Annotated in this window: 14 protein-coding genes, 2 tRNA genes and 1 pseudogene; 8 read left to right on the top strand and 9 right to left on the bottom strand. The window is 65.3% G+C overall.

Annotation, left to right across the window (positions count from 1 at the left end):
- Together G3N94_RS33110 and pgi are read left to right on the top strand one after the other, a co-directional pair.
- Positions 1–310 (top strand): annotated as a pseudogene (locus G3N94_RS33110) (TolC family protein); the annotation flags it as partial.
- Positions 311–592: 282 nt separating this feature from the next.
- Positions 593–2,215, top strand: coding sequence for a glucose-6-phosphate isomerase (pgi, locus tag G3N94_RS33105; RefSeq protein WP_205797857.1), 1,623 nt, complete (start codon positions 593–595; stop codon positions 2,213–2,215).
- A gap of 57 nt (positions 2,216–2,272) precedes the next feature.
- Here pgi and G3N94_RS33100 read toward each other — a convergent pair whose 3' ends face one another.
- Positions 2,273–2,989, bottom strand: a complete 717-nt coding sequence (locus tag G3N94_RS33100) for an ABC transporter ATP-binding protein (protein ID WP_205797859.1) — start codon at positions 2,987–2,989, stop codon at positions 2,273–2,275.
- Here G3N94_RS33100 and G3N94_RS33095 point away from each other — a divergent pair.
- Positions 2,988–3,677, top strand: coding sequence for an arylesterase (locus G3N94_RS33095; RefSeq protein ID WP_205797855.1), 690 nt, complete (start codon positions 2,988–2,990; stop codon positions 3,675–3,677). The genes G3N94_RS33100 and G3N94_RS33095 overlap by 2 nt on opposite strands.
- A 70-nt stretch (positions 3,678–3,747) precedes the next feature.
- Here G3N94_RS33095 and G3N94_RS33090 read toward each other — a convergent pair whose 3' ends face one another.
- From G3N94_RS33090 to tig, 7 genes are all read right to left on the bottom strand, one after another.
- The gene (locus tag G3N94_RS33090; RefSeq protein WP_205797853.1) at positions 3,748–5,682 is read right to left on the bottom strand and encodes a SurA N-terminal domain-containing protein; all 1,935 of its coding nucleotides are present in this window, start codon (positions 5,680–5,682) and stop codon (positions 3,748–3,750) included.
- Between the two features lie 139 nt (positions 5,683–5,821).
- Positions 5,822–5,898, bottom strand: a tRNA-Asp gene (locus tag G3N94_RS33085).
- A 23-nt stretch (positions 5,899–5,921) separates the two neighbouring features.
- Positions 5,922–5,997 (bottom strand) — tRNA-Val (locus tag G3N94_RS33080).
- A 151-nt stretch (positions 5,998–6,148) separates the two neighbouring features.
- Positions 6,149–8,575 (bottom strand): endopeptidase La, encoded by a 2,427-nt coding sequence (lon, locus tag G3N94_RS33075; RefSeq protein WP_124602245.1) that lies wholly within the window; start codon positions 8,573–8,575, stop codon positions 6,149–6,151.
- A gap of 199 nt (positions 8,576–8,774) precedes the next feature.
- Entirely contained in the window at positions 8,775–10,046 is a 1,272-nt protein-coding gene (clpX, locus tag G3N94_RS33070; RefSeq protein WP_205797851.1) for an ATP-dependent Clp protease ATP-binding subunit ClpX, read from the bottom strand.
- A 156-nt stretch (positions 10,047–10,202) separates the two neighbouring features.
- Positions 10,203–10,856 carry an ATP-dependent Clp endopeptidase proteolytic subunit ClpP gene (gene clpP / locus G3N94_RS33065; RefSeq protein WP_124602244.1) on the bottom strand — a complete coding sequence of 218 codons (654 nt, stop codon included), beginning with the start codon at positions 10,854–10,856 and terminating at the stop codon, positions 10,203–10,205.
- Between the two features lie 140 nt (positions 10,857–10,996).
- On the bottom strand, positions 10,997–12,343 hold the full coding sequence (gene tig / locus G3N94_RS33060) for a trigger factor (RefSeq protein WP_205797849.1): 1,347 nt from the start codon (positions 12,341–12,343) through the stop codon (positions 10,997–10,999).
- A 378-nt stretch (positions 12,344–12,721) separates the two neighbouring features.
- On the opposite strand from tig, the gene G3N94_RS33055 reads away from it, so the two are divergent.
- Complete coding sequence (locus G3N94_RS33055; protein WP_205797847.1) at positions 12,722–13,879, top strand: glycerate kinase; 1,158 nt, start codon at positions 12,722–12,724, stop codon at positions 13,877–13,879.
- 62 nt (positions 13,880–13,941) lie between these two features.
- Complete coding sequence (locus G3N94_RS33050; protein WP_124602241.1) at positions 13,942–14,391, top strand: MarR family transcriptional regulator; 450 nt, start codon at positions 13,942–13,944, stop codon at positions 14,389–14,391.
- Between the two features lie 52 nt (positions 14,392–14,443).
- On the opposite strand, the gene G3N94_RS33045 is transcribed toward G3N94_RS33050, so the two are convergent.
- Entirely contained in the window at positions 14,444–15,442 is a 999-nt protein-coding gene (locus tag G3N94_RS33045; protein WP_205797845.1) for a 2-dehydropantoate 2-reductase, read from the bottom strand.
- Positions 15,443–15,657: 215 nt separating this feature from the next.
- Here G3N94_RS33045 and G3N94_RS33040 point away from each other — a divergent pair, with 215 nt between their 5' ends.
- From G3N94_RS33040 to G3N94_RS33030, 3 genes are all read left to right on the top strand, one after another.
- Positions 15,658–15,873, top strand: a complete 216-nt coding sequence (locus G3N94_RS33040) for a hypothetical protein (RefSeq protein ID WP_205797843.1) — start codon at positions 15,658–15,660, stop codon at positions 15,871–15,873.
- 155 nt (positions 15,874–16,028) lie between these two features.
- The gene (locus G3N94_RS33035) at positions 16,029–16,166 is read left to right on the top strand and encodes a hypothetical protein (protein ID WP_205797841.1); all 138 of its coding nucleotides are present in this window, start codon (positions 16,029–16,031) and stop codon (positions 16,164–16,166) included.
- Positions 16,163–16,441 carry a hypothetical protein gene (locus G3N94_RS33030; protein ID WP_205797839.1) on the top strand — a complete coding sequence of 93 codons (279 nt, stop codon included), beginning with the start codon at positions 16,163–16,165 and terminating at the stop codon, positions 16,439–16,441. The genes G3N94_RS33035 and G3N94_RS33030 overlap by 4 nt, the downstream gene beginning before the upstream one ends.
- Positions 16,442–16,740: the final 299 nt, after the last annotated feature.

Below are 16,740 nucleotides of genomic sequence, written 5' to 3'. Positions count from 1 at the left end.
GGCTCTCCAGCCGCCCGCCGATCTCGCGCTCGCCGACCTGCATCTGCCGCAGCAAGTGCCGGTCGTCGTGCCGTCGGACCTGCTGCAGAGCCGGCCCGACATCCGCGCGGCCGACGCGGCGCTGAAGGCGGCCGCGGCCGAGGTCGGCGTCGCGACCGCGCAGCTGTTCCCGCAGCTGTCGCTGTCGGCGTCGATGGGGCAAGGCGGTTTCAGCTGGCCGACGATGCTGTCGGGCGCCGGCGCGATCTGGAGCGTCGGCGCGTCGCTCAGCCAGCCGATCTTCCACGGCGGCGCGCTGCTCGCGCAGCGTGTCGCGCCCTACGCAGCCGCGCTCGCAGGCGTATACCTGCACGGCCTCGCGGCCGACACGCTGGTCGCCAGCGGCGCGGGTCCGGCCGGACTGACGGCCGGCGAACTGGCGCCGATGGTGCGCACGCTGATCAATCGCCTTTTTTACCCGTGCGGGCGCGCGGACACATAACGCCGCTATACTGAGTCCCCCGCCGAGCGGCGGGTCCTCTCGTCCGCCGGACATCCGATCCCGATGCGCCGGTGCGGCATTCCTCCCGATTCACGCCTCACTTGAACCGCCATGACGCTGAATTCGTTCCCCGCCTGGACTGCGCTGAAAACCCATTACGAACAGATCCGCAACGCCCGGTTGCGTGACTGGTTCGCGCCGGAAAACGACCCTGCCCCGACCCGCGCCGAGCGCTTCACGATCTCGGGCGGCGGTCTCGCGGCCGATTTCTCGAAGAACCGCATCACCGACGACACGCTGCGCCTGCTCGTGCAGCTCGCGCGCGACGCAGGCGTCGAAGCGCGCCGCGACGCGATGTTCGCGGGCGACGTCGTCAACCCGACCGAAGGCCGCGCGGCGTTGCACACGGCACTGCGCGCGACCGATCCGCATGCACCGTTCCACGCGCAGATCAGCGCCGAGCGCGCGAAGATGGCGACGTTCGCGCGCGCGGTGCGCAGCGGCGCATGGACCGGCTACACGGGCAAGCGCATCCGCCACGTGATCAACATCGGCATCGGCGGCTCGGACCTCGGACCGAAGATGGTCGTGCACGCGCTGCACCACGTCGCGACGCCCGAGATCTCGACGCACTTCGTGTCGAACGTCGACGGTGCCGATCTCGCGCGCGTGCTCGAGCAGGTCGATCCGGAAGAGACGCTCGCGATCATCGTGTCGAAAACCTTCACGACGCTCGAGACGATGACGAACGCGCGCTCGCTGCGCGACTGGTTCGTCGCGAAGGGTTGCCCGGAAAGCGAGCTGTCGAAACATTTCGTCGGCGTGTCCGCGAACCCGGCCGAAGTCGTCCGGTTCGGCATCGCCGCGGACAACGTGTTCGAGATGTGGGACTGGGTCGGCGGCCGCTATTCGCTGTGGTCGGCGGTCGGGCTGTCGATCATGATCGCGATCGGCCCCGAGCAGTTCGACGAGCTGCTCGCCGGCGCGAACGACATGGACCGCCATTTCCGCGAAGCGCCGCTCGAGCGCAACCTGCCGGTGCTGCTCGGGATGATCGGCATCTGGTATCGAAATTTCTTCGGCTCGCAGAGCTATCTCGTCGCGCCGTATTCGGAAGCGCTGCATTTCCTGCCGTCGTACCTGCAGCAGCTCGAGATGGAGAGCAACGGCAAGTCCGCGCGGCTCGACGGCACGTTCGTCGACTATCCGACGTCCGCCGTCACCTGGGGCGAACCGGGCACCAACGGCCAGCACGCGTTCTTCCAGATGCTGCACCAGGGGCCGACGATCGTGCCGATCGACTTCGTCGCGGTGCTGACGCCCGAGCATCCGCTCGCGAGCCACCATCCGAAGCTGCTCGCGAACTGCTTCGCGCAGAGCGAGGCGCTGATGCTCGGCCGCACGCTCGACGAGGCGCGCAAGGTTGCCGGACCCGGCAACGAGGCGCTCGCACCGCACCTGACGTTCCCCGGCAACCGTCCGACGACGACGCTGCTCGTCGACGCGCTGACGCCCCGCACGCTCGGTGCGCTGATCGCGCTCTACGAGCACAAGGTGCTGGTGCAGGCATCGGTGTGGCAGATCAATCCGTTCGACCAGTGGGGTGTCGAGCTCGGCAAGATCCTCGGCAAGGTGGTCGAGGCCGACCTGTCGGCCGACGCGCTCGATCCGGCGAAGCACGATTCGTCGACGACCGCGCTGATCGCCCGCGCGCGCGCCGCGCTCAAGCGTTGATGCGCGCCGGCCGCGCGACGCGCGATGCGTGCGCGCGGCCGGATCGGCAAAACGCTGTCAGGACGCGCCGCGCTGCGCCGTGTGCGGCGTCACGATACGGCCCGCGTCGAGCGTCACGGTCGTCGCGCAGCGCCGCGCGAGTTCCGGATCGTGCGTGACCAGCACGAGCGTCGCGCCGTGCGTGCGATTGAGCTCGAACATCAGGTCGATCACCGCGTGCCCCGTCGCCGCGTCGAGACTGCCGGTCGGTTCGTCGGCGAACAGGATCGCCGGATGCGTGACGAATGCGCGAGCGAGCGCGACGCGCTGCTGCTCGCCGCCGGACAGCAGCTTCGGGTAATGCGTGGTACGTTCGCCGAGCCCGACCTGCACGAGCAGCGCACGCGCGCGCTCGGCCGCCTCGCGTGCGCCGATCCCGCCTTGCAGCTCGAGCGGCAGCATCACGTTTTCCAGCGCGGTCAGGTGCGGCATCAGCTGGAACGACTGGAACACGAACCCGACCGTGCCGTTGCGCAGCGCGGCCCGCTGGTCCTCGTCGAGCTGGTCGAGCGGCTGGCCGAGCAGGCGAACCGTGCCGCTCGTCGCGCTGTCCAACCCCGCAAGCAGGCCGAGCAGCGTGGATTTTCCCGACCCCGACGCGCCGACGATCGCGAGGCTGCTGCCGGATCGCACGGTGAGGTCGATGCCGTCGAGGATCGTCAGCTCGCCCGTCGCGTCGGCGACCTGCTTGCACACTTGATGCGCTTCGATGACCGGATCGTTGATCTTGAGCATGGACACGACAATTCGCAATAAAAGACGCGCGGCGCTTGCCGCGCTGCTGAGCGGCTTGCTGGCCGCAAGCACGGCCGGCATCGCCGGCGCCACGACAGCACCGACCGCACCGACTGTTACGGCGGGCCAGCCCGTGATCGTCGTGCTGGGCGACAGCCTGTCGGCCGAATACGGTCTGCCGCGCGACACGGGATGGGTGGCGCTGCTGCGGCAACGGCTCGCCACCGAGCGGATCGATTATAGCGTCGCGAACGCGAGCGTCAGCGGCGACACGACAAGCGGCGGCCGGGCTCGCCTGGCGGCGGTGCTGCAACGGCTGAAGCCCGCGATCGTCGTCGTCGAGCTCGGTGCCAACGATGCGCTGCGCGGCGTGCCGCTCGCGACGACCGAGCGCAACCTGCGCGAGATCGTCGCCGATGTGCAGCGCGCGCACGCGAAGGTCGTGCTGGTCGGCATGTACGTGCCGCCCAACTACGGGCCCGACTATACGCAGAAGTTCCACGGCATCTATACGCGGCTGTCGAAGGACCTCGGCGTGCCGCTCGTGCCGTTCCTGCTCGCCGGTATCGAGAACCGGCCCGAGATGTTCCAGTCCGACCAGATCCATCCGACCAGGCAGGCCCAGGGCGTGCTGCTCGACAACGTGTGGCCGTCGCTGAAGCCGCTGCTCGCGAAGCCGCGCGGCTGAACGCACGCGGCGCGCCGCCATGAAAAAGCCCCGCTCGAAGGCGGGGCCTGTTTCGTCGACGCTGCGGGGATCAGTTCCCGCCGTCCTGCGTGGCGCCGGCCGTCGAACCGTACAGCTTGACCTTCGAGCGATCGCGCAGCGCGGCGAGGTACGCTTCGCCTTCGCTTTGTGCGTCGACCTGAGCCATCTGCTGCTGCGCGGCCGCGAGTTGCTGCGGATCGACCGCCGAACCCGGGATCACCGCGTTCACGCGATAGATCGCGTAGCCGTCCGCACCGAGATCGACACCGACATACGCCGGCAGCTTCTTCGCATCGACCTTGTAGACCGCGCTCAGCGCATCAGGCGACAGGCCATGAGCCTGCACGCGCGAAACGGTCTCGACCGCCGCGAAGCCTGCGGTCGCCTTCGACTTCGGCAGCTCCGCGAGCTTCGCTGCACCGTCCTTCTTCGCGAGCGCGGCCGCCTGTTCGGCGATCACCTTCTGGCGCACCGCATCCTTGATCGTCGCGAGCGCGGGCACGGCGGCCGCCTTGTAGTCGGTCACGCGCGCCGAGATCAGCGTGTTGTTGCCGACGTCGATCGCCTGCGTGTTGTTCTGACTCTTCACCGAGTCGTTCGCGAATACTGCCGCGAGGAACTTCGGATTGTTGAGCGGGCCCGTCGGCGGCAGCGCCGGGTTCGGCGTCGGCGTGACGGTGGCCGTCTGGATCGTCAGCTTGTACTTGTCCGCCGCCGGCTGCAGGCTCTTCGCCTTTTCATAGACGGTCGACGTGAAGCCTTCCGAGTTGTCCGAGAACGCCTTCGATGCGTACTGTTGCTTCAGGTCTGCGGCGATCGAATCCTTCACTTCCGCGAACGGCTTGATCACCGACGGCTTCACTTCGGTCGCCTTCAGGATGTGGAAGCCAAGATCCGATTGCACGACGCCGCTCACGTCGCCCTGCTTCAGCGCGAATGCCGCGTCGTCGAACGCCTTGCCGCCCGCGGTCGAGCCGCGCGTGATGAAGCCGAGGTCGCCGCCCTTCGCCGCCGACGGCGCATCCTGCGAGCTCTTCTGCGCGATCTGCGCGAACTGGTCCGGATGCGCGTTCACGTCGGCGAGGATCTGCTCGGCCTTCGCCTTCGCGCTTGCCTTGTCCGCGGCGCTCGCGCTGCTCGCTGCCGCAATGAAGATGTGGCTCACGCGCACCTGCGCTTCGCTGCGGAAGTGCGTCGGGTTGTCGTCGTAGAACTTCTTGATGTCCGCGTCGGTCGGCTGTGCGCTCGCGGCGGCCGCGGCCGGCGAATAGACGACGTACTGGATCGTTGCGGTCTCCGGCGTCGCGAAGCTCTGCTTGTGCGCGTCGTAGTAAGCGGCGATCTGCGCATCGGTCGGCTGCACCTTCGGCGCGTAGTCGCTCGTCTTCAGCACGAGCGCCTGCACTTCACGCTGCTGCGCGGCGAGCTCGGACAGATGCTGCGCGAGACTCTTCGGCGTGAACGCGCTCGACACGATGCTGGCCGGGATCTGCTGCAGCGAGAGACTGTAGCGCACGCGCTCCTGGTACTGCTCGGGGGTCATGCCCTGGAACTGCAGCAGCTGTGCGTAGCGCTCGACGTCGATCGAGCCGTCCGGCTTCTTCAGCGATGCGATCATCGGGTCGCTCAGCAGTGCGTCGCGGACCGCATTGTCGGATGCGGTCAGGTGCAGACGCTGCGTCTCGTCGGCGAGCACGCGCTGCTGGATCAGGCCGTCGAGCACTTCCTTGCGGTGCTCGGGCGTATCGAACGCCTTCACGTCGAACTGCCCGCCGAGCATCTGGCGCGCGCGATCGATCTGCTGGCGGAACGCGCCGTCGAATTCGACACGCGTGATCTTGTGCCCGTTGACCGCTGCGACGTTCGCGCTTTCGTCGAAGAAGCCGCGGAAACCTTGAATCCCGACGAAGCCCAGCCCCGGCAACACGATCAGGAGCAGGAGCGCCATCATCAGGCGCTGGTGATTACGGAAGAAATCGAGCATGCGTGACGGGGAATATTGGACAAAACGTCCGATATTACAACAGTGGGCGGGAAAAAAGGCGAACCGGGGATTCGACGGCTGGGTGGACAGAGACGATGCACAAACAAAAATGCCCGCACAAGGCGGGCATTTATTGTACTGGCGGAGCGGACGGGACTCGAACCCGCGACCCCCGGCGTGACAGGCCGGTATTCTAACCGACTGAACTACCGCTCCTTGGTCTTGCTGAATCACGAAACTGGTGGGTGCTGAGGGGTTCGAACCCCCGACCTACGCCTTGTAAGGGCGCCGCTCTACCAGCTGAGCTAAGCACCCGTTCCGGATTCAATCTGGCTGCGATCTGCGTTTCGGCATCAACAACCAGCGAGCCCGCAATATTAATTCATCTTTCAAAACTTTACCAGCCCTGAACATAAAAAAACCCGCGGACATGCCGCGGGTTTCGTGTACAGCCGTTACATCAGACTCAGTGCTTGACGACTTCCGTCGAGCCGGCATCCTTCGCCGTTTCCGCGACAGGAGCCGCCGCAGCCTTCGCCTCTTCTTCCGGCGGCAGCGGTGTCGGCGCACGCTCGAGCGCGAGTTCGAGCACCTTGTCGATCCAGCGGACCGGCACGATCTCGATCGCGTTCTTCACGTTGTCCGGAATCTCGGCGAGATCCTTCACGTTCTCTTCCGGAATCAGCACGAGCTTGATGCCGCCGCGATGCGCTGCCAGCAGCTTCTCCTTCAGCCCGCCGATCGGCAGAACTTCGCCACGCAGCGTGATTTCGCCCGTCATCGCGACATCGGCACGCACGGGAATGCCCGTCAGCACCGACACCAGCGCGGTCGTCATCGCACCGCCAGCGGACGGACCGTCCTTCGGCGTCGCACCTTCCGGCACGTGGATGTGGATGTCCTGCTTCTCGAACGCCTCATCCTTGATGCCGAGACGCCGCGAACGCGAACGCACGACCGAACGTGCAGCCTCGACCGACTCCTTCATCACGTCGCCGAGCGAACCCGTGCGGATCACGTTGCCCTTGCCCGGCATCACCGCGGCTTCGATCGTCAGCAGATCGCCACCGACTTCCGTCCACGCGAGGCCCGTCACCTGACCGACCTGGTTTTCCTTCGCCGCTAGGCCGAAGTCGTACTTGCGCACGCCGAGGAAGGTATCGAGGTTGTCGCCGTCGACCTTGATCGTGCCCGATGCCTTCTTCAGCAGCAGCATCTTCACGACCTTGCGGCAGATCTTCGACACTTCCCGCTCGAGCGAACGCACACCGGCTTCGCGCGTGTAGTAGCGGATGATGTCGCGGATCGCCTGCTCGGTCACGTCGACCTCGCCTTCCTTCAGGCCGTTGTTCTTCTTCTGCTTCGGCAGCAGGTAACGCTGCGCGATGCTGACCTTCTCGTCTTCCGTGTAGCCCGACAGACGGATCACTTCCATCCGGTCGAGCAGCGGCGGCGGGATGTTCAGCGAGTTCGACGTCGCGACGAACATCACGTCCGACAGGTCGAAGTCGACCTCGATGTAGTGATCGGCGAACGTGTGGTTCTGTTCCGGATCGAGCACCTCGAGCAGTGCCGACGACGGATCGCCGCGGAAATCCATGCCCATCTTGTCGACTTCGTCGAGCAGGAAAAGCGGATTGCGCACGCCGACCTTCGTCAGGCTCTGCAGGATCTTGCCCGGCATCGAACCGATGTACGTACGACGGTGGCCGCGGATCTCGGCCTCGTCACGCACGCCGCCCAGCGCCATGCGGACGAACTTGCGGTTCGTCGCACGTGCGATCGACTGGCCGAGCGAGGTCTTGCCGACGCCCGGAGGCCCGACGAGGCACAGGATCGGCGCCTTGACCTTGTCCACGCGCTGCTGCACCGCGAGATACTCGAGGATGCGTTCCTTGACCTTCTCGAGGCCATAGTGATCCTCGTCGAGCACCTGCTCGGCGTTCGACAGGTCGTTGTTGACCTTGCTCTTCTTGCGCCACGGCAGGCCGATCAGCGTGTCGATGTAGTTGCGCACGACCGTCGCTTCGGCCGACATCGGCGACATCAGCTTCAGCTTCTTCAGCTCGGCGTCGGCCTTCTTCTTCGCTTCCTTCGGCATGCGCGCGGCGTTGATGCGCTTCTCGAGTTCCTCGAGATCCGCACCCTCTTCGCCTTCGCCCAGTTCCTTCTGGATCGCCTTGACCTGTTCGTTCAGGTAGTACTCGCGCTGGCTCTTCTCCATCTGACGCTTCACGCGCCCGCGGATGCGCTTTTCGACCTGCAGGATGTCGATCTCGGCTTCGAGCTGCGCGAGCAGGTGCTCGAGCCGTTCGACGACCGGGAACATCTCGAGGATGTGCTGCTTCTGGTCGAGCTTGAGCGGCAGGTGCGCGGCAATCGTATCCGCGAGGCGACCCGCTTCGTCGATGCCCGACAGCGACGTGAGAATCTCCGGCGGGATCTTCTTGTTCAGCTTCACGTACTGGTCGAACTGCGACACGATCGCGCGACGCAGCGCTTCCGTTTCCGCGCTATCGGCGTGGTCCGGTTCGAGCGGCATCACTTCGCAGGAGAACTGCGTCTCCTGTTCCTCGATCGACAATGCTTTCGCGCGCTGCAGGCCTTCGACGAGCACCTTCACGGTGCCGTCCGGCAGCTTCAGCATCTGCAGGATATTGGCGACGCAACCGACCTCGTACATGTCCTTTTCGGTCGGTTCGTCCTTGGCCGCGGTCTTCTGGGCGACCAGCATGATGTGCTTGCCGCCTTCCATCGCTGCTTCGAGGGCCTTGATCGATTTCGGCCGGCCCACGAAGAGCGGAATCACCATGTGCGGGAAAACGACGACGTCCCGCAGCGGCAGCAGCGGGAGCGTGATGCGTTCCGGCGGGAGAAGTTGGGTGCCTGACATTTCATTTCCCCATGAGTGGAATCAATTGTTCGGTAATTGAGGCCGGCACTTCGGATTGCAAGGCCTTCAAGCGTGGGAAATATTCGGTAAGAAAGTAACCACCGCGCGTCGAGTCAGAGTTACCCACAAGATAAACGAAAAAAAGCCGTTCACGGTTTCATGAACGGCTTTTTTCGTCAGTACATTGTCGTCAAGCCGGTCAGTTCGAACCCGCCACTTTCGGCGTGTCCTCGTAGATCAGCAACGGCTTGCCATCGCCATCGATGACGTTCTCGTCGATGATGACCTTGCTGACCCCTTTCATCGTCGGCAGCTCGTACATCACGTCGAGCAGCGCCTGTTCGATGATCGAGCGCAGGCCGCGCGCGCCGGTCTTGCGGCGGATCGCCTTGCGAGCCACCGCCTGCAGCGCGGCCGGGCGGATCTCCAGCTCGACGCGCTCCATCGCGAACAGCTTGTGATACTGCTTGACGAGCGCATTCTTCGGCTCGACGAGGATCTTCATCAGCGCAGCCTCGTCCAGCTTGCCGAGCGTCGCGACGACCGGCAGACGGCCGATCAATTCGGGGATCAGACCGAATTTGATCAGGTCTTCCGGCTCGACCTCGCGCAGCACCTCGCCCGCATCGCGCTCCTGCTTGCTCTTGACCGTCGCGCCGAAGCCGATGCCCGTCTTCTCGGTACGATCGGTGATCACCTTCTCGAGGCCGTCGAACGCACCGCCGCAGATGAACAGGATGTTGGTCGTATCGACCTGGATGAAATCCTGGTTCGGGTGCTTGCGGCCACCTTGCGGCGGCACCGACGCCATCGTGCCCTCGACGAGCTTCAGCAGTGCCTGCTGAACACCCTCGCCCGACACGTCGCGCGTGATCGACGGGTTGTCCGACTTGCGGCTGATCTTGTCGATTTCATCGATGTAGACGATCCCGCGCTGGGCCTTGTCGACCTCGTAGTTGCAGTTCTGCAACAGCTTCTGGATGATGTTCTCGACGTCCTCGCCGACGTAACCGGCTTCGGTCAGCGTCGTCGCGTCGGCGATCACGAACGGCACGTTCAACAGGCGCGCGAGCGTCTGCGCGAGCAGCGTCTTGCCGGAGCCCGTCGGGCCGATCAGCAGGATGTTGCTCTTCGACAGCTCGACGTCGTCCTTCTTGTCGAGATGCTTGAGACGCTTGTAGTGGTTGTAGACGGCCACCGCGAGGATTTTCTTCGCGCGCTCCTGGCCGATCACGTACTGATCGAGGATGTCGCGAATTTCCTGCGGGCTCGGCAGATCCGACCGGGACAGGCTGGCCTCGACGCCCGCGGCTGCCGCCTCGTCGCGAATGATCTCGTTGCACAGGTCGATACATTCATCGCAGATGAAGACCGACGGGCCGGCAATGAGTTTTTTCACCTCATGCTGACTCTTGCCGCAGAACGAGCAATACAACAGCTTTTCGCTGTTCGAACCTTTTTTGTCCGCCATGAATGTATGAGCCTCCGGACAGGTAGATGACATGATACGCCGAATGCTCCGCGCGCCACGACCTAGGGCGCAACCGGAGCCGGCTGGATACGCTTGCCGCAGATGCTCAGGGCGTATCGGGTGTGCAGCCCCAAATGGGGCGGCACCCCACTAAGTTCACGGACGCTTCAACAGCACCTGATCGATCAGCCCGTACGCCTTCGCGTCCTCGCTCGACATGAAGTTATCACGGTCGGTGTCGCGTGCGATGCGCTCGACGTCCTGGCCCGTGTGCTGCGCGAGCAGCTGGTTGAGCCGTTCCTTCAGGTAGAGGATTTCGCGCGCCTGGATCTCGATGTCCGATGCCTGGCCACGCGCGCCGCCGAGCGGCTGGTGAATCATCACGCGCGAGTTCGGCAGCGCGAAACGCTTGCCCTTCGCGCCCGATGCGAGCAGGAACGCGCCCATGCTCGCCGCGAGCCCCATGCAGAGCGTCGACACGTCCGGCTTGATGAACTGCATCGTGTCGTAGATCGCCATGCCGGCCGACACGGAACCGCCCGGGCTGTTGATGTACAGGCTGATGTCCTTGTCCGGATTCTCGCTCTCGAGGAACAGCAGCTGCGCGACCACCAGGTTCGCGGTCTGGTCGTTCACTTCGCCGACCATGAACACGAGCCGCTCTTTCAGGAGGCGCGAATAAATGTCGTACGAACGCTCGCCGCGGCCGCTCGTTTCGACGACGATCGGAACCAGCCCCAGCGCCTGGGCCTCGAGGCCCTGCGGCGCGTTCGAAGCAAGCATGTCCAGCAATTCAGCGCGAGTGATCATTCAATGAACCTTGTTCGAATTGAAAATTGAACGGCGGGAAGCCGCCCGCTCAATCGCCATATTAATGGCAACCTTGCGCCTGACGTAAAAACGGCGTGCAGGCCGTCGCTCCGACAGCCGGCACGCCGCTACAGCGACCTTTACGCTTGCGCCGATGCGCTCGCGAGTGCCTCGAAGCTCACTTCCTTGTCCGTCACCTTCGCCTTGCCCAGCACGAAATCGACGACGTTGCTCTCAACGACGAACGCTTCCATCTCGGCGAGGCGCTGCTGGTTCGAATAATACCAGCGGACCACTTCCTTCGGGTCTTCGTAGCTCTTCGCGAACTCGTCGACTTCCGCACGGATCTGCTCCGGCTTCGCTTCCAGGCTGTTCGCCTTCACGAGCTCGGCGAGCACGAGGCCCAGCTTCACGCGGCGCTCGGCCTGCTCGGTGAACATTTCCGCCGGGATCGGCGCGTCCTTCGCGTTCGGCACACCGCGCTGCGCGAGGTCCTGGCGCGCCATTTCGACGAGGCGTTGCTGATCCTGCTCGATCAGTGCCTTCGGCACGTCGAGTTCGGAGATCTTCAGCAGCGCGTCCATCACCTGGTTCTTGACGATCGACTGCGTGCGGCGCTTCGCCTCACGCTCGAGGTTTTCCTTGATCTCGCCGCGCATCTTGGCCAGATCGCCGTCTTCGATGCCGAGCGACTTCGCGAAGTCGGCGTCGATTTCCGGCAGGTGCGGCCATTCGATCTTCTTCATCGTGACCGTGAACTGGGCAGTCTTGCCGGCCACGTCCTTGCCGTGGTAGTCCTCCGGGAACGCCAGGTCGAACGTGCGCGATTCGCCGGCCTTCAGGCCCAGCGCGGCCGTTTCGAATTCCGGCAGCATGCGGCCTTCGCCGAGCACGAACGGGAAGTCTTCAGCGGTGCCGCCCTGGAACGCGACGTCGTCGATCTTGCCGACGAAGTCGACCGTCACGCGATCGCCGTTCTTTGCTGCGGTGTCCGCGCCGCCGTCGCCGTGCTCGCCGGCTTCGCCGCGTGCGTGGAAGTGCACGCGCTGCTTGCGCAGGATGTCGAGCGTGCGGTCGATCTCGGCGTCGCCGATCGTCGTCGTCGAGCGCTCGACTTCAGCCGTCGCCAGATCGCCGATCTGCACTTCCGGATAGACCTCGAACGTCGCGTCGAACGCGTACGCATCTTCGGCCTGCTCCTGCTTCGGCGCGAAGCTCGGCTGGCCGGCGACGCGCAGGTTTTCCGCGCGGCTGATCGTAAAGAACTCCTGGCCGATCTTGTCGCTCAGCACTTCCGCCTCGACCTGACCCGCGTATTGCTGCGCGACCATCTTGAGCGGCACCTTGCCCGGGCGGAAACCCGGCATGCGCACGTTCTTCGCGAGTTTCTGGATGCGGACGTCGATTTCCTTCTGCACCGAGTCTTTCGGCAGGGAAATCGTCACGCGGCGTTCAAGCTTGCCGAGGTTTTCAACAACGTTAGCCATGGCTTCAATCGTCCTAAAATTATTCGAGCGAATCGGGTTTTCCTTGCCGTGCCTGCGTGGCGGCGTCATACGCCGCGCCGGAGCGCTACGCCATCCCTGCGAGTGCCGGGTCGGCCAGCGCAAGCGGCTCGGAGCACGGCTTTGGCCGGAAGAATCGACTATTCTAGCAAACAATTTTCCCGATACCGCCAGTTCGGCATGATGCGCATGCGCGAGGGTCGCGTGACCGGCGCCGATGCACGCGGATTGCCGTTATGCCGCGCGGCGTATCCACGCCCGGCCGCCATCCTGTAAGCTCCATTGGAGAAAGCGCCGCGGCCGCGCGGCACGCGTTCGTCCGACCCATTCGTCCGACCAATCACGCCATCCGGAGACACCATGCCGCAACACCCGTCCGCGCCTGTCGTCGCGCCTGTCGTCGTAATCGCGCCCGATTCGTTCAAAGGCTCGCTTTCCGCCGCGCAGGTCGCGGATGCGATCGCCACCGGCATCCGCCGCGCGCGGCCCGACGCCGTCGTGCGCTGCTGCCCGATGGCCGACGGTGGCGAAGGGACGCTCGACGCGATGCTCGCGACGAACGGCACGCGGCGTACGGTCGCCGTCGCAGGTGCATCGCTCGCAGCGCGCGACGCGGCGGTCGGTGTAATCGATGCGCGCACCGCGATCGTCGAGACGGCCGAAATCGTCGGGATCACCGACCCGGTCGGGATGAGCGTGCCGGTCGACGCGCGCAGCACGCGCGGAATGGGCGAAGCGATCCGTCAACTGCTCGACGACGGTGTGCGCCGGTTCTTCGTCGCGCTCGGCGGCAGCAGCACCAACGACGCGGGCGCGGGCCTTCTCGCGGGGCTCGGGCTGCGCTGTTTCGACGCGGCCGGCGAGCCGGTCGAGCCGGTGCCTGCGCGGCTTGCCGGGATCGCGCGGATCGATGCGTCCGGGCTCGACCCGCGCATTGCCGAAACCGAGTTCATCGGCATGTCCGATGTCGACAATCCTCTGACGGGCACGCACGGCGCGACCGCCGTGTTCGGCCCGCAAAAAGGCGTGACGCCGGAGCAAGTAGCGACCCTCGACGCTGCAATCGGCCATTTCGCCGACCTGCTCGAAGCGGCGCTCGACCGCCGCTGCCGCGACCTGCCGGGCGCCGGCGCGGCGGGCGGCCTCGGCTACGCACTGCACATGCTCGGCGCACAGTTCGAAGCGGGCGCGGAAGTCGTCGCGCGCCAGATCGGGCTCGACGCTGCGCTCGCGGGCGCGGACTGGCTGATCACCGGCGAGGGGCGCTCGGACGTGCAGACGCTGCACGGCAAGGCGCCGTTCATCGCGTGCCGTCATGCTCAGGCGGCCGGCGTGCCCGCGTCGCTGCTGTCGGGCGCGGTCGATCCGGCCGCGCTGCCGCGCCTGTCCGAGCATTTTTCCGGGTGTTTCTCGCCCGCGCCGGGCCCGATCACGCTCGACGTGGCGATCCGCGATGCCGCGAGCCTGCTCGCCAACGAGGCCGAGCAACTGACGCGGCTGAAATACGGCGCGCGCTGACCGTTGACCCGAGCGCGCGATACAGGAACAATCGGGCCCGCCCTTTACCCTCAGGATTCGACATGAAAGGCCGTCAAGCCGGGCTCGATCAGTTTCTGACCTATCGCCTCCACGTGCTCACGAAGCGCTCCGACCGCGGCATCGGCGACGTGTACCGGCACAAGCTCGGCATCTCGCTGCCCGAGGCGCGCGTGATCGCAGCGGTCGGCGCGTTCGGCCCGTTCTCGATCATGGATCTCGCGCGCCACACCAATCTCGACAAGAGCCAGGCGAGCCGCGCGGCCGAAGCGCTGCTGCGCCAGGGCCTGCTCGCGCGCAGCGCGAGCGAGGAAGACGGACGGATCGTGCTGATCGCGCTGACGCCGGACGGCCGCGCGCTGCATCGCAAGATCATGCCGATCGTTCGCAAGTGGAACGACGGACTGCTCGCGTGCCTGTCCGACAACGAGCGCAACACGTTCGAACGGCTGCTGGACAAGGTCGTCGCGCACGCGCTCGAGCGCGACGACTGAACCGGGCCGCGCGCACCGACGGTCGCGCGCTGGCCGGGTTGCGCGCTCCGTCCTACAGTCCGCTGTTCGCGGCGCGCTGACGCAGCAGGCCGAGCACGGCGTCGCAATACGGGGTCGGCACATCCAGCTTGCGCCCCAGCTCCGGAAACACGCCGAGGATCGGCCCGATCTCGAGCGAACGCCCGGCTTCGAAATCCTGCAGCATCGATGTCCTGAACGCGCCGAGCTTGCGCGTGACCGCCATCCGCTCGGGGCCGCTCATTCCGGTATGCAGGCCGAGCTTCGCACCGATCTCGGCGGCCTCCTCCATCATCCGAAGCGCGAGCGCATGCGTGTACGGATCGTCCAGCAGTTGCACGGACGTCGAGCCCGTCAGCGCACTCAGCGGATTCATGTTCATGTTGCCCCACAGCTTCGCCCAGATCTCGGTGCGGATCGCGGGCGTCGTCTCGACGTCGAAGCCCCCCGCCGCGAGCGCTGCCGAAAAACGCGCCGCGGCCGCATCGAGCGCGGGATCGGCGGCGCCGACGATCAGGCGGTTGCCGCGCCCGCGCCGCACGACGCCCGGCGCGTCGGTGCTTGACGACAGGTGCACGACGCAGCCGATCGCCTGCGCCGGCGGCAGCAACGCGGAGACTGCGCCGCCCGGATCCACCGCGTCGAGCGGCACGCCGTCGAGCGAGCCGGGGAGCCCGTGCGTGAACCACCACGGCAGCCCGTTCATCGCCGTGACGATCACCGTGCGCGGCCCGACGAGCGGCGCGATGCGCGCGGCCAGGTCCGGCAGCGCCTGCGCCTTCAGCGCGATCACCACGTAGTCCTGTACACCGAGCGCGGCCGCGTCGTCGCTGGCCTCGACCGCAACCGACGATTGCGCGCCCGTTTCGTCGAGCACGCGCACGCCGTGTGTCTTCAGCGCATCGAGCGTCGCGCCGCGCGCATACGCGCTCACCTGCATTCCGGCCCGCGCAAGTGCGGCCGCGAGCAGCCCGCCGATCGCGCCGACGCCGACGATCGCCGCGCGCACCGGCCCTGAATTCGTGTCGTTCATGATGAGATTCCGTCTCCTGGGAGCTGACGAGCATAGCGCTCAATGGTTGCGTACACAACCATCATTGCGGCGTTGCGATTCGGCCCGGTTCGTGGCCTGTCGGTGCAGGCGCGTCGCGCGCGGCAGCGCACAATGCGGCGGCCCTTGCGCAATCGATGCGGATGCGGTTTCCTGTACGTGTTTGCACAAACGGGGCCTGGAGCCGCACTCATCCGATGAAATCGTCACCGCGCGAGAAGGCGCGCCGCCGGCCTTCCAACCTGGTGCTGAATATCGCCGCCGTCCTGGTCGGCATCGTCACGTTCGCAATCGGCGCAGCCTGGCTGATCTACAGCTGGATCGTCGATCGCGAAGCGCAGTATTTCGCGATCCCGCTGGTGTTTTCGGTGCCGGTGATCGTCGCGGTCGCGATCCGCAGCTTTTGGGATTAGCCGCGCAGAAAACTCGAACCGACTCCATTCGACGCCCTTCGTCGTTGACTCCGCGACCATCGCGTCGTCCAGATATAGCCCCAAAATTCGCCATTGTCCGCACCGATTTTGCGATCTCCTGATCAGGCACAATGCGCCGACTTCCTGGAGACGGCATGCGGCACAGCAACAATTTCGATTTCATCCGACTGGTAGCGGCGTCGATCGTCATTGTGGGACATTCATTTGCGATCCTCGGCCTGCCGCAGCCGATCGTCCTAGGTACATCGTCGCAGTCGCTGGCGGCTTCGTGATTCCCTACGTACTTCTCACCTTCGGGAAGCTGTCAACGCCGATCATCTCGAAGGCAGGAAGATGGGGAGACATATCGTACGGCCTGTACCTGTATGCGTTCCCGATTCAGCAGTTACTGGTCTACAAGTTCCCGACGATCTCGCTGACCACCGAGATCGCAGTAACCTTCCTGATCACGATCCCATTTGCCGCTCTGTCCTGGCATCTGATCGAAAAGAACGCTCTCAAGCTCAAATCCGGTGCTTTCTCGCTGCGCCGCCAGGCAACCGCCTAAGAAGGCAAAGCATGAACAGCGCCACGTATAGCTTGTTCGTCCGGGTGCCACCCCACACCGCACGACGGCTGGCAGTGTCGCATCCTTCTCGGTCGCCGAGGTGAAACGCTATTTGCGAGGCACGTTGCCTGCCTCCGGAGCTTCATACCCGGCGGTTATCGGCCGCGTGTGCCCAGATAGATCCTATGTACAGCAAGGGGCAACGAAGCCATATCGGTAAAATCAGCGTGTCGTGAAGTTCCTCACCGGAGGGCGTCATGTGTACACAGGAAATGCAAAGCAACGCAACGGACGTGGTA

Source organism: Burkholderia sp. Ac-20353, from assembly GCF_017104785.1.
GTDB lineage: Bacteria > Pseudomonadota > Gammaproteobacteria > Burkholderiales > Burkholderiaceae > Burkholderia.
Note: the sequence above shows the minus strand (reverse complement) of the source record. Positions and strands in the feature narration are given on the sequence as shown.